Annotated in this window: 19 protein-coding genes; 7 read left to right on the top strand and 12 right to left on the bottom strand. The window is 37.0% G+C overall.

What is annotated here, in order from left to right; translation table 11 throughout:
* The 4 genes from WC407_RS11770 to WC407_RS11755 all read right to left on the bottom strand — a co-directional run.
* The coding region (locus WC407_RS11770; RefSeq protein WP_373022853.1) for a hypothetical protein at positions 1-436 on the bottom strand (436 nt) is incomplete at its 3' end.
* Positions 437-457: 21 nt separating this feature from the next.
* The gene (locus WC407_RS11765) at positions 458-715 is read right to left on the bottom strand and encodes a hypothetical protein (RefSeq protein ID WP_373022852.1); all 258 of its coding nucleotides are present in this window, start codon (positions 713-715) and stop codon (positions 458-460) included.
* Positions 712-1,326: a LysE family translocator gene (locus WC407_RS11760; RefSeq protein ID WP_373022850.1), complete on the bottom strand. Its 615-nt coding sequence runs from the start codon at positions 1,324-1,326 to the stop codon at positions 712-714. Before WC407_RS11760 ends, WC407_RS11765 begins: the two co-directional genes overlap by 4 nt.
* A gap of 145 nt (positions 1,327-1,471) precedes the next feature.
* Complete coding sequence (locus WC407_RS11755) at positions 1,472-2,146, bottom strand: hypothetical protein (RefSeq protein WP_373022849.1); 675 nt, start codon at positions 2,144-2,146, stop codon at positions 1,472-1,474.
* A gap of 235 nt (positions 2,147-2,381) precedes the next feature.
* Here WC407_RS11755 and WC407_RS11750 point away from each other — a divergent pair, with 235 nt between their 5' ends.
* The 4 genes from WC407_RS11750 (at position 2,382) to WC407_RS11735 (ending at position 4,567) form a co-directional block, all read left to right on the top strand.
* Positions 2,382-2,729, top strand: a complete 348-nt coding sequence (locus WC407_RS11750) for a winged helix-turn-helix transcriptional regulator (protein ID WP_373022848.1) — start codon at positions 2,382-2,384, stop codon at positions 2,727-2,729.
* Between the two features lie 2 nt (positions 2,730-2,731).
* Positions 2,732-3,073 carry an EthD family reductase gene (locus WC407_RS11745; RefSeq protein ID WP_373022847.1) on the top strand — a complete coding sequence of 114 codons (342 nt, stop codon included), beginning with the start codon at positions 2,732-2,734 and terminating at the stop codon, positions 3,071-3,073.
* Positions 3,070-3,735 carry a nitroreductase gene (locus tag WC407_RS11740; protein ID WP_373022846.1) on the top strand — a complete coding sequence of 222 codons (666 nt, stop codon included), beginning with the start codon at positions 3,070-3,072 and terminating at the stop codon, positions 3,733-3,735. The genes WC407_RS11745 and WC407_RS11740 overlap by 4 nt, the downstream gene beginning before the upstream one ends.
* 61 nt (positions 3,736-3,796) lie before the next feature.
* The gene (locus WC407_RS11735) at positions 3,797-4,567 is read left to right on the top strand and encodes an SDR family NAD(P)-dependent oxidoreductase (protein WP_373022845.1); all 771 of its coding nucleotides are present in this window, start codon (positions 3,797-3,799) and stop codon (positions 4,565-4,567) included.
* Here WC407_RS11735 and WC407_RS11730 read toward each other — a convergent pair.
* The 5 genes from WC407_RS11730 to WC407_RS11710 all read right to left on the bottom strand — a co-directional run bounded on the left by WC407_RS11730 (position 4,564) and on the right by WC407_RS11710 (position 8,596).
* A complete protein-coding gene (locus tag WC407_RS11730) occupies positions 4,564-5,562 on the bottom strand; it encodes a sensor histidine kinase (protein ID WP_373022844.1) in 999 nt (332 codons plus the stop codon). The genes WC407_RS11735 and WC407_RS11730 overlap by 4 nt on opposite strands.
* The gene (locus tag WC407_RS11725; RefSeq protein ID WP_373022843.1) at positions 5,552-6,235 is read right to left on the bottom strand and encodes a response regulator transcription factor; all 684 of its coding nucleotides are present in this window, start codon (positions 6,233-6,235) and stop codon (positions 5,552-5,554) included. The genes WC407_RS11730 and WC407_RS11725 overlap by 11 nt, the downstream gene beginning before the upstream one ends.
* 3 nt (positions 6,236-6,238) lie before the next feature.
* Positions 6,239-6,748, bottom strand: coding sequence for a cytochrome P460 family protein (locus tag WC407_RS11720; RefSeq protein WP_373022842.1), 510 nt, complete (start codon positions 6,746-6,748; stop codon positions 6,239-6,241).
* 190 nt (positions 6,749-6,938) lie between these two features.
* Positions 6,939-8,126: an HNH endonuclease gene (locus tag WC407_RS11715; RefSeq protein ID WP_373022841.1), complete on the bottom strand. Its 1,188-nt coding sequence runs from the start codon at positions 8,124-8,126 to the stop codon at positions 6,939-6,941.
* 167 nt (positions 8,127-8,293) lie between these two features.
* Positions 8,294-8,596, bottom strand: a complete 303-nt coding sequence (locus WC407_RS11710) for a helix-turn-helix transcriptional regulator (RefSeq protein WP_373022840.1) — start codon at positions 8,594-8,596, stop codon at positions 8,294-8,296.
* Positions 8,597-8,621: 25 nt separating this feature from the next.
* Between WC407_RS11710 and WC407_RS11705 the strand changes: the two genes are divergently transcribed.
* Both WC407_RS11705 and WC407_RS11700 read left to right on the top strand, forming a co-directional pair.
* On the top strand, positions 8,622-8,897 hold the full coding sequence (locus WC407_RS11705; RefSeq protein WP_373022839.1) for an EexN family lipoprotein: 276 nt from the start codon (positions 8,622-8,624) through the stop codon (positions 8,895-8,897).
* Positions 8,898-9,050: 153 nt separating this feature from the next.
* A complete protein-coding gene (locus WC407_RS11700; protein ID WP_373022838.1) occupies positions 9,051-9,302 on the top strand; it encodes a hypothetical protein in 252 nt (83 codons plus the stop codon).
* Here the strand turns inward: WC407_RS11700 and WC407_RS11695 are convergent.
* Positions 9,299-9,682, bottom strand: a complete 384-nt coding sequence (locus tag WC407_RS11695; protein ID WP_373022837.1) for a DNA transfer protein — start codon at positions 9,680-9,682, stop codon at positions 9,299-9,301. The genes WC407_RS11700 and WC407_RS11695 overlap by 4 nt on opposite strands.
* A 286-nt stretch (positions 9,683-9,968) precedes the next feature.
* On the opposite strand from WC407_RS11695, the gene WC407_RS11690 reads away from it, so the two are divergent.
* Positions 9,969-10,451 carry a hypothetical protein gene (locus WC407_RS11690; protein ID WP_373022836.1) on the top strand — a complete coding sequence of 161 codons (483 nt, stop codon included), beginning with the start codon at positions 9,969-9,971 and terminating at the stop codon, positions 10,449-10,451.
* Positions 10,452-10,694: 243 nt separating this feature from the next.
* Here the strand turns inward: WC407_RS11690 and WC407_RS11685 are convergent, their stop codons facing one another.
* Together WC407_RS11685 and WC407_RS11680 are read right to left on the bottom strand one after the other, a co-directional pair.
* On the bottom strand, positions 10,695-11,525 hold the full coding sequence (locus tag WC407_RS11685; RefSeq protein WP_373022835.1) for a hypothetical protein: 831 nt from the start codon (positions 11,523-11,525) through the stop codon (positions 10,695-10,697).
* 33 nt (positions 11,526-11,558) lie between these two features.
* Positions 11,559-11,732: a helix-turn-helix transcriptional regulator gene (locus WC407_RS11680; protein WP_373022834.1), complete on the bottom strand. Its 174-nt coding sequence runs from the start codon at positions 11,730-11,732 to the stop codon at positions 11,559-11,561.
* Positions 11,733-11,855: the final 123 nt, after the last annotated feature.

The following is an 11,855-nucleotide window of genomic DNA, read 5'->3' as shown; positions in this document are numbered from 1 at the left end:
TCGGTTTGATAAAAAACTCTTTATCCCGTGCATAATAATAGGGAATCAACGTCACAATCGACCATTTTGCGAGCTTGTAGATACTGAGTACATCGACGAGTATTCTAAACCCTTTCTCTTGATTAGCATGCAAAAGTTCATATAATCCGATGGCTAGCATATCTTGCTGTTCCATACTCATCGCTTTCACCATATCCCGAACTTTTGGTTTTTCAAAAAGGGAAATCAAAGAGGATTTTGAGACGATCTTAGCAAAACTTTCCCCTATCTCTTCAGTACGTGAAAATTTTTCATGTGCAAATAGTTCTCTTACGCTTTCGCCTATTTTTGACATATTGTGCCGTTTGATGATAGAGAGCAGTGCTTCATCCTCGAACCCTTTGGGATAAAACGTTAGGAAACTTGCCTCAGTTTCTTTGAGTTTTTGCAGATTCATCTTTTTCTTCTCCCTATATTTCTATTCCAAATCAAGGTTCATAAACCGTTGCCAAATTTCATTCGGTTCCCATTCAGGAAGCATTGCCTTTTGCGCTTCAATAGCACTAAGACCTCGTGAATAAAGTAAATAATGATACAAAAAAGCTGATACTCTGTAGTTTTTTACACAATGTACCCAAATCTTTTTATCTGAAAAAGTCTCCATTATTTTAATGAATGACTGCAAATGAAAAAGTTCAGGTGCATCAAACGGAACTGGAATATGAATATAAATCATGTTGTTGGAGGTGATATTACATGCACAAACAATGAAATAGCAAAGCCAAACAAAACTAGCGAAGAAAAAATATTGAGGTATATTGACGCATTTTGCGAAATTTTATGCTTCGATCGATGTATTAAATAAGGCATAATTGTTATCCATAGACCAATAGAACTCATCGTTCCTAATATCGTCAAACCAATATTTAAATCACTATTTGCAACATATCCTGCGATGCTAAACCAAAAAATGATTGTCATTGGGTTAAATAGCGTCAACACTAACCCCTCTACGTATATCTTGAAAAGTTTTTTGGCATGAATATTATGTATTTGTGATTCTATCATACTCGCTCTATTTTTATAAACACTGTATGCAAGATAAATTAAAAATAAGCTTCCAAAAGTGCCTACTACTCTCAAAAAAATGTGGTTCTCAATCAGCCCTGTTATTCCATTCAAAATTAAAAAAAGATATAGTATGTCAACGCTCATGGCCCCAAGTCCAAGGACAACACCTGCTTTGTAACTTTTTAAAGCATTATTCATTATCAAGATGTTTATAGGTCCTAATGGAGTAGCAGCACCAAGCCCAAGTAAAAAACCTTCACTAAACGATTTTAACATTCCTCGTATACAAATGGATCACTCATTTTCACTCCCAAAAATTTATATTATGATCGTATCAAAGTTTTATTAACCCGATAAACAGATTTATTACAATAATTTTATTATGAACTTGCAAATATTTTAATCTGTGCCATAGCTTCTCCTATCTTTTTATCTTCAACATATACTCTGCTCTCTTTTGAAACTCAAATCCAACTTTAACTGTCTCGCCGCCAAATTTTTCTGCAATCTGATAAGCAAACGGACTAAGATTATAGGGTTCATCCACACGGGAATTTTTATAATCGACCAGTGGAAAAATACGCACCTCATTTCCGATTCGCAACATCTCAGTGATTGAGGCTTCATGAAATGCCAAGTCCAATCTATCATCATAGACGAATAACAGATGCGAACTCAGCACCAAATCAAAGCTATTATCAGCATACGGCAATTTCGGAAGTTCAGCGAACCAATAGTCCCTTGTGTTGTAATCGGCACAAAAGGCTTCTAATGCCCCTACTCGATGTTCTTTATGTCTCTCTATCGAGCAATAAAAGTCAAAATTATTATCCGCCATCCAGCTCGTATCGGCATAGATTTTCTCGATACTTTTCTCCCCTTGCGCACGCAACGCATCACGATCATAACAGTACAAAATATCGCACCCTTGTGCCGCTATTCCTTTGCTCTTTGCTTCAGCTATAAATGAACTCGCCCCGCTTGGGCAGTCCAAAACTCTCATATTTTTCATCGTCTCGGCATTCAAATCGAAAAATGCCATATATTCCTCAAAGGTACGACCCGTAATGAGGAAATCGTCTAATTGCAACGACATAGGTATCCTTATGGTGTGTGGTAATAAATGTTATGGGTTAGGTTAAAAAGAAAGTATTATGGCAGAAGCCAAAAGAGAGTAACTCGGACAAGAGGGGTATTGTCGATAGTGCGATAATATGTCATCTGCTCTCCTTTGTATAGTTGTGAAAGTGTAGCGAAAAAAAGTATACTTTACTATAGTATACTAAAATATACTAACAATATATAAAGAAACTAATGGCTATAGTTTCAGAATGATAAAACTAAATGGCAACACTTACCAATTCTCAGCAGAAATCTTTTTCGAAATGTTTAATGATCGGCTTAAACTGATGATTATTTGGTATCTTAGCAACGGTACGATGCGTTTTAAAGAATTATCCAAATTCTTGCAACCAATCACCAACAAAACGTTATCAGCAAAACTAAAACAACTCGAAGAGCTACATCTAATAGAACGTGAAGTATTTGCCGAAGTCCCTCCGAGGGTTGAATATACACTTAGCCCTCACGGGCAACAGCTTAAACCCGTCATTGATGAAGTCATTGCGTGGTCTCAACACTATGCCAAAACTTTCGGACAAACTATAAACGAGGAATAAACATGTTTAATATTACTAGTATCTACCCCTATACAGAGGGAAGCCGCTTTGATTTTGACTACTATTTGAAAAAGCATATGCCATTCTCAATTGAATGTCTCTCAAAAGCAGAAGGTTTTCATAGTGTCAGTGTTGAAAGAGGTATCGCATTAGAAGAGGCAAATATTCCTTGTTCCTATGTAGCGATGTGTCACTATTATTTCGATACGGTCGAACACTTTATTGCTGCGTTTATGCCATACGCACAGGAGCTTCAAGGTGATATTCAAAATTATACGGATATCCAACCGATTATTCAGATCAATGAAGTCGCTATTGCCTTTTCATCTGAGCCAATGCAATGAACGTATTTGAAGCTTTAATATCGCGTAAATCAGTCAGAGCCTTTTTGAATAAAGCCGTCGAAAAAGAAAAAATCGAAACGATTTTGAATACTGCTAAACATTCCCCATCCGGTGTTAATATACAACCGTGGTTAGTTTACGTCGTTAGCGGAAAGACGAAAAGTAAAATCGAAACCAAAATTATCGATGCCTTTGAAAACGGTGAAAAAGCTAATATGGATTACGCATACTATCCTATGCAGTGGAATGAACCTTATAAGTGCAGACGAAAAGAAACGGGGCTCTTAATGTATCAAACCCTCAAGATTGCAAAAGACGACAAAGAGAAGCAAAAAGAGCAATGGAAAGCCAATTATAGAGCTTTCGACGCACCAGTCGTAGTGTATTTTTTTATTGACTCATCTTTAGAAAAAGGCTCTTGGCTGGATTATGGGATGTTTTTACAATCAATAATGCTTGCCGCAACAGAATTGGGTTTAGGAAGCTGTACGCAAGCTGCATTAGCCGAATACCCAGATATTGTCAGAAAAGAATTAAACGTCAGGGAAGATAAAATTCTCCTTTGCGGAATGGCACTGGGTTATGAAGATGCAAATGCAGCTATCAATAGCTACCGTACTGAGCGTATCACTTTGGAAGAATTTACAAAGTTTTATGATTAATGTATGTCGATCAAAACATTAATTCTTCAATATAAAAATATTTAAAATAGGAAAAATATCCATGAAAAATTACATTGAAAATAAAACCGTTTTGATTACGGGAGCCAGTTCGGGTATTGGTGAAAGGCTAGCTAATGATTTAGCGACGATGGGGTTAAATCTCATTTTAATTGCCAGAGATATTGACAGGTTAACCGAACTGAAAGCGAAGTTGTCTCACATAGGTAACACCAATGTAGAGATTTATAAAATGGATGTTTGCAATAGAGAGGAGGTTGAAAAAATCATTTCAGACATTACCCGAAAACATACCGTTGATATCTTGATAAACAATGCCGGACTCGCATTAGGAATAGAAAAAATAGAAGAAGGAAATCTCGATAATTGGGACTCGATGATAGATACCAACGTCAAAGGGTTACTCTATGTCTCACGCTATATTATTCCGCAAATGAAAAATCTGGATACGGCTCATATTGTTAATATCGGTTCCGTTGCCGGAAAAACAGCCTATCCTGGAGGTAATGTTTACTGTGCGACAAAAGCCGCCGTGCACTCGATCAGTGAGGCAATGAATGCAGATTTGTATGGTACAAATGTAAAAGTAACGGCAATCGCCCCCGGTGCCGTACACACAAATTTTTCAAATATTAGGTTTAACGGAGACGATAAAAAGGTAAATGGTGTTTATGCCGGATATGAGCCTTTACTCGCTGAGGATATATCAAGCGTCATTGTAAATGTGCTCAATACCCCTAAGCATGTCAATATTCAGTACTTGGATATTATGCCGACGGCGCAAAGAAACCCTTATTTATTATATAGGATTTAAGCCCTTCTCAATACAGCACTTGCGCCTACACTAATCATCTCGTCAAACTCAATTTCATATCCGTTATTGAGTACGAGATTTTTAGTGATACTGAGCCCCAAACCTAACCCACTTTTTTGACGATTTCGGCTTGTATCAACAGTGCTATAGGGTTCAAACAAGCGGGAGAAAAACAGTGGATCGATTCCACACCCTGTATCTTCAATAATGATTTTCTCATCGTCTATGCGAATCGTTATCACACCGCAAGAGGTGAATTTGGCACTGTTATGGAGCAGATTCATTAATACTTTTTTCAAATCCATCCGATTAAACTCGATAATAACTTCACGAGGTAGGTCAATATTCCAACGTGTATCAGCAGAGAGCACAATCAGCGGTAAAATCTCATGAACAACGTCATAGATAACAACCTGCTCACGTTCACGGTTCGGATTCATCGAAGAAAGATACACCAACACATCACTCGTGAGATCATCGATATAGCCACATTCTGATCCCATTTTATCCACGATTTTCGGTAAATCTTCGGGAAAAATCAAGCCGTCTCGTATCTCTTCGAGATAGCCGTTTATAATCATAAGCGGTGTTTTAATATCATGTGCCAGTGAGAGGGTCATATTTGATATGGTCTCATTGTGTTTCTGTAGGGACTCGATCAGTTCCGATAAGCGTTCAGAGAGGAGTGTAATGGAGCGATGGATTCGCTCAACATCGGCGATACGTTCCTGTGGCTCAATCGAGACAAAATTACCGTAAGCAATCTGATCCAATCGGTAGCGTATCCCCTCAAATTTACCGAAAAAATATTTCCCTACTCCATAGCTGATAAGAGCGATAACTGGCAATGCCGCCACAACGACCAACGAAATTTTAGAAAACATCTTCATCCCAATCGGCTCACCGATGATCAGGTAGGTCATAAAGGCACTGAAGAGTGCGATTAAAAGTCCCGCGAGAGAATATACGAGGATTAGAAGAGATTTAAAACTCATGGATGGTGTACCCCAATGAGCGTTCGGTATGGATAATCGGCTGTGAGGTGATAGAGGCTATTTTTTTACGAAGGTTGTAAATATGCGTATCGATTCCCCGTGCATCTATCTCTCCCATATCATTATCATAAATCGCCTGAGCTAACTGATCACGGGAGACAATATTTTTGGGTCTGAGCAAAAGTGTTGCAAAAATAAGATATTCGCTCGGAGTCAGTGCCAGAACTTCCCCTTCGATCTCTATTTTTTTACCTGCTTTATCATGAGTGATGGAACGCAATACGGTGATATGATGGTTGATCATCTCGTAGCGTCGTTTGATCAGCGTATCGATTTTCGCAATCAGTTCACGTGGAGAGAACGGTTTAGGGATAAAATCATCGGCTCCTAGTTCATACCCTTTGAGTTTGTTCTCTTCATTCCCCAGTGCACTGACAATAATGATCAGAGTCTCTTTAGACTTTCGGCGTAACTGAGTACATACTTCATAACCGTCGATAAGGGGGATCATAATATCAATCACCGCAATATCAAATACCTCGCGCGTAACTAGAGCTAACGCCTCTTTGCCGTCTTGGGCAATCATTACCTCATAACGCTCAGGATCGATACGGTTACAAATGAGACGGACGATTTCCTCTTCATCTTCGACGATTAAAATCGTGTTTTTCATCGTTTAAAAGGTCTCTTGATACCCGCTAAAGAGGTAATCGTTCCCACTAACAGCACTATGACAGGCAACACACTCCGCAGAGCCGTTCGCGTACGGTACATAAGTGTCTCCTTTTTTCACAAATCGGGCATATCCCCAGTGATCGCCGTTTTCATTATAGCGTTTTGAATCTTTTACCATATACTCAACCCTCTGAATTTTATCGGCTTCAAGAGCATCCGCAAATGCCCCCATCGGTTTGACACTCCATCCGATTTTGACGATTTTGCTCCCCTCAGGAAGGGGCATTCTCTTGGATTTCAATGCTTTATATGCGATGGGATTTGCCAGCACATAGCGTAGTTCGTTTTTATCGGTACGCCAGTGGGTTGCTACGATTTTATACTCTTGATAACCCTCGATCATTTTAAACGAAAGACCGTTATCGGGCATTTTTATGTCGGGAAGCGAAGCCGCTAGTAAAAGAGAGGAAAAGCTCAAAGCTGTTGTGAAAGTAATAAGTCGTAAAAACATGGAAGCTCCTTGGTTCATTTTCACCATCATAGAGTCTCTTTCTCAAGATTGGATGAAGATAGTTCTAGAGCTAAAAATACATAACAGTTTTTTATCAACTGAAAGCTTCCATATTATGGACAGAGACGTTTCGCTCTTCTATGTGTTTGATACCACTCTTTTGGTAAAATCATTCCTTAACAATTTTATTCTAAATTACAAATGGGGGTAAATTTTCAAATTCAACATAAAGATTTTCTATTTCAGATAAGTCTTCCATAAGGCTTTTATCTCCCATTTTGTATGCCAAATACTCTGGAAAACCATATTTTCCCTTAAAAATTTGTCTTTGGGGTATTAAGATCCAAACACAGCCATTTGGAAATTCACTAGTCAAAGTATTATTAAATTTATTAAACTCATCTGTAATGGTTAAAATTATTGGATTTTTATTGCCCGATATATAGAGTAGCAACAATAATTTATTGTCTATTGGAAATAAAACAATAGTATGCCCACCCTTCCAAGCTATAATTTCAGACACCTGTTTTAATGGATTATTTTGATCTGAAAAAAAACTAGACATTTGATGCTGATAATTTTCCAATTTAGTGTGATCTTCTTCCCAAATAACTTTTCTTAGCATTTGAGCGTAACTAGACCTATAATAATCGTCCCCAAATAAATTACATCCAAGTGCTAATGCAACTTTTGATAAAAATCTTATCTCAAATCCAAGCTGAATAACAATCTGATTTTTTTGTTCGTCATTAGCAATTGCTAAAATATTTTTAATTATTTCATTTTCTTTATCACTCGCTACATCCAATAAATCATTTTCATTTTGAATATTTATATTTACACTGTATCGTTTTGCATATTTGAAATGTTCTTTGAAAGAGAAAAGTAACTTTTTTATCCAAACCAAATTATTCGTTGAAGAAACAAGATATGCTTCGCCTGCTCGCCTTTTATCCTTTTGACCTATTGGATTGCCTCCAGCAAAAGCATTAAATTTATCTGAATAATTATTGTGAAAATGATATACACGCCCACCCCCTTGCCATAGCCAATAATCACAATATGTATATTCGGGATGCTTAATGTGTTCATTTAGCCCCAAATAAATAAACGGTATCGTATATTTAGGATTCTCTAAATCGATGTAGCCTAAAAAATCCATTGATGTTGAATTTTTAATAAAAAAATTCTTTAGAAAGAGTCCATCAGCACCCAGTCCTAATTTATTATTACATTCTCTACATACATTTCTAGTTTTAAAAAAATTATCCGTTATTACCTTCCCACCTAAAGCAGAAGGAAAAATATGTTCTAATGAAAATTCTATACTATCTTTTAGTGTGTTGCAATAAATACATTTATAATTACTGTCACTCATTTATGACCCTTAGATTTTTTTAATTTTATTATCTCTATGTGTTTTTAGGGCTAGGAAGCAGTAAAAACAACTTCACAATACACAACAAATTATGTACATCGATTAAAAGTTATTATAGCGCATGAGCCTAATTTAAAATGATTTTTTGTATTTATTACTCATACTTTTCATGTATCAATCTCAAAAAACTGACAGATATCGACATCAAGAGCGATGGAGATTTGATAGAGTTGTTGGATATTGAAGTGCTTGCGTTTGCCAATTTCTGCAAGTGATATGATAGTTGTGGTGCTATGTCCTATCTCGTGCGATAAGTCCAACTGCGTGAACCCTTTTTCTTCCCGATATTTCTTAACATTTTGCCCGATTTTGAAATGCAGTTCTTCGATAGGGAGTGTTTTTCGAGACGACATACAAGTAACTTCCCACTGGACTTTAGATTGTTCTAAGTTTATAGCAGTTACTATCATCAATCAACTTCCTATAGGACTTACAATGAAAGTGTCATGTATTTATTTCGCGGGTATTTTATTTCTTTTAACAGGGTGCGGCGAAGAAGCTAAAACGATAGAGTATTATGAAACTCACATCGATGAAGCTAAAGCGATGAAAGAAGAGTGCAAGATCAAAGAAAAAAATGGAGCTTTTGACGGTCAAAATCCATTAGCGGCTACGGGCGAATTATTGAGTTGTCAAAACGCAATGCACGTGGTAATGAGAATTAAGCACCGTCCGACACTTGGCGACGAACCAGTACAAAAAACGTGGTAATTGAAAAATGTTAGCTTTTTTAGGTGGTGGATTATTTGCGTATTTTATAGTAAGCGCAATTTTTCTAATTTCTTTATACGCTATAGTGTTTGTCATTTTAGTAGTGCTTGATCTCTACGCTTGGCTTATCAAATCTACAAAAAAGGCTAAATAGTGAAAAAACCTTCTATTGCACGTAATCAACTTCCTACATTTCTGAAAACCTATAGTCAAATACAAAACTATTTACAGCTCCCGATTGATTTACTTCAAAAAGTGGGGGATGATGAGCAAGCATCTGTTTTGATTGGGATGCAAAAAAATTATACCAATAAAATTTTTGATTACCTTCGTGAAAATAACTTGCAAGAAATAAAAATAAATGTCAGTTCAACCACACAAAGAACTTACTCTCTTACCCGTTAAATGATGTCCATCAACTCACCTGCGTCGTTACGAATATCCTTCATAAGTTTTTCGATTTCATTTACCAGTGCGTCAATATCTTTATAAGTGCGTTCACCACTAAAATCATCTTTGTACTCTCCATTACGCATTAGCCACATCTTGAATAATCCGCCAACCTTACCCAAATCACCATTGACTCTTAAAAGAGCCGTTACCGCTTGTCTATCAACCATACTTTTGACGGGATAATTCATTGCTAAATTTCTTAAATAGGTGGAAGTATTTAGGCTATGGGATTGGGCTTTATCATTGATAATTTTATACTCATTTGCATTGACTTTTATAGTGATTGTTTTTAATCTTTTGGTGTCAATATCAAGAAGTTTACGCTTTGACATTTCTATTCCTTTTTACCGTTGAGCAACATAGTTGCGAATAAGTGTCAGGATGTAAAGTTTACTGTTTCGTTTACGAAAAAGTACAACCTTTACCTATCTTGCCATCTCTTTGTTGTGTATTATTCCTGATTACCGCTTACTCTTTTTAAAAAGAGCTCTTTCGGTGTTAATTTAGCTCAAAATAGGTGCTTTTTAACTTGAATTGGTAAGGGATAATCACTGATTGTTCCTTATTATGATTGATTATAGTGTATTATTCCTTACTTTGTTAAAATTTGGGGATAAAATGGCTTTACGAAAAGGTGACGCACAAATTGAGTTCTTTGCAATGCTCCCGATAATGAGAGATATGTACGAAAAAAAAGGAATTGTTGTTGCAAAAAGAATGTACGAGATTTTAAAAAATGAGGGTAGGATTTCTATGGGGTATATGCAATTCTCAACCCATTTTAAAAGAAATTTAAAACCTCAAAAAGAGCAATTTGAGACGGCAAAAAAAGAACCTAAAAAGACTCAAAAAAATGTTGAAGATTTGACCGTTCCCGAAATAATAAAATTGGTTGAAGAGGGTAAATTATCCAATGAAACAATTACGGAATTAGTGGATAGTGGCAAAATTGAGGATTGGGATTTACCACGCAATCACAAACTCTATATGCCAAGGAGAAGAAAAGATCCAATCATCAAACCTTGGGTTCATGACGCTGGTGTCCCGATAGGTGGGAGAATTATGAATTCTGATGGAACGGTTACAATTCGAGAAAAATAAATATTAAAAAATAGCCGTAAAAAGTGCAGAAACAGCCCTAGAAACATTTTTTAGCAAAATTACGAGGAAATCTCCAGATTAGATGTGAAAATAGCGTGTAGAGTCTGTGAGAGTCAAAACGAGGAGGAATAGAGCGATGATAGAATTTTTGATTGTTGGAATTTTGTTCGTTATTTTTGTCATCGTAAACCCGTCGTTTAGAAAAGCTGTTGAGGACTTCTTCTAAAGCTTCGTTCCAAAAAATCAAGATATTAGCTCTTCTTGATTTATTCCTTCAATAAAATCGAAAATATTATCGTAGCCGTTTTCTCGCATAAAAGCATGAAGTTTCTCTCCCTCTTCCCGTTTTTTCCGATGAGCTACGATCCACGGTTTTTCATGGACTGTATTCATACGAACCAGTCGAGCGCGAATATTGTTAATCGTCCGTCCTTTTCCTGAGAGGACTTCTTGAATCAGTGTATTTCGATATTTTTCAAAGTCCCCGCCCAACTCTATAGCCATCTTCTCAACCTCTTGGATCACAATTTCCCGCGCCAATCCATCGATGTGTTCGGGTAGTTTTTCATAGGGATCAACCGTTGTAACGATCTCATAATTTATCCCCCTATCTTCCTCCGAAGAAGATGAAGTATTTTTAAGAGTTGAGTATTGTTTAGAGTTAGTATTTATATGTGTCATAGTTTTACCGCTACGGTTAGAACCCGCAACGGTTTTTTGCCGACACGGTAAATTTTTCTCATACCTATCCTCTAAATCTCGATGATCGTGGCTTTTGCTAGGAAAGATAGAGAAAATTTTTGCACCAAATGTTCCATCGGATGATCGTTCTTGCCCCACATCATCAATCCACCCCGCTTTATGTAACTCGACCACAATTTTACGGAGTGTCGGGGTAGATATTTGGAGAGCTTTTGCAATATCTCGCATATAAAATTCCCATGAATCAGGTTTGACCGCTAAATAGCAAAACAAGGCGCGTGCGGTCGCCGAAAGTGTCCGATCTTCTATGAGCGCATTGGGGATTTGTGAAAACTCGCTTTTTAGATGATTTCGCAGATAGTTTTTAGCCATTGTATACCCCCAAAGAAAGAGCGATATAATGTCTCATGCTGATTGTACACGGCTCAATACAAACGCATTAAGCTCCGTTTTTGACCACACAGTAACCCTCTCGGAAAGTTTGATCGCTTTGAGCTTTCCTTGTTTTGTATAAAGCCAAATAGTCGATGTGCCGACACCTAAATATTCTGCCGCCTGTTTGTCTCGTAGATATTCCATGTGTAACCTTTAACTATAGATTACTTAGCGCTAAGTTGATGGGAATTATTGCTTATTGAAGGAAAAGTAGAAATGATGCGAAATCTACACTTGGCAACTACTGAAGTGCTGATTTCGTTTAAA

It is taken from the genome of Sulfuricurvum sp. (assembly GCF_041651515.1).
Classification (GTDB): Bacteria; Campylobacterota; Campylobacteria; order Campylobacterales; family Sulfurimonadaceae; genus Sulfuricurvum.
This window is presented reverse-complemented; position numbering and strand designations above follow the sequence as displayed.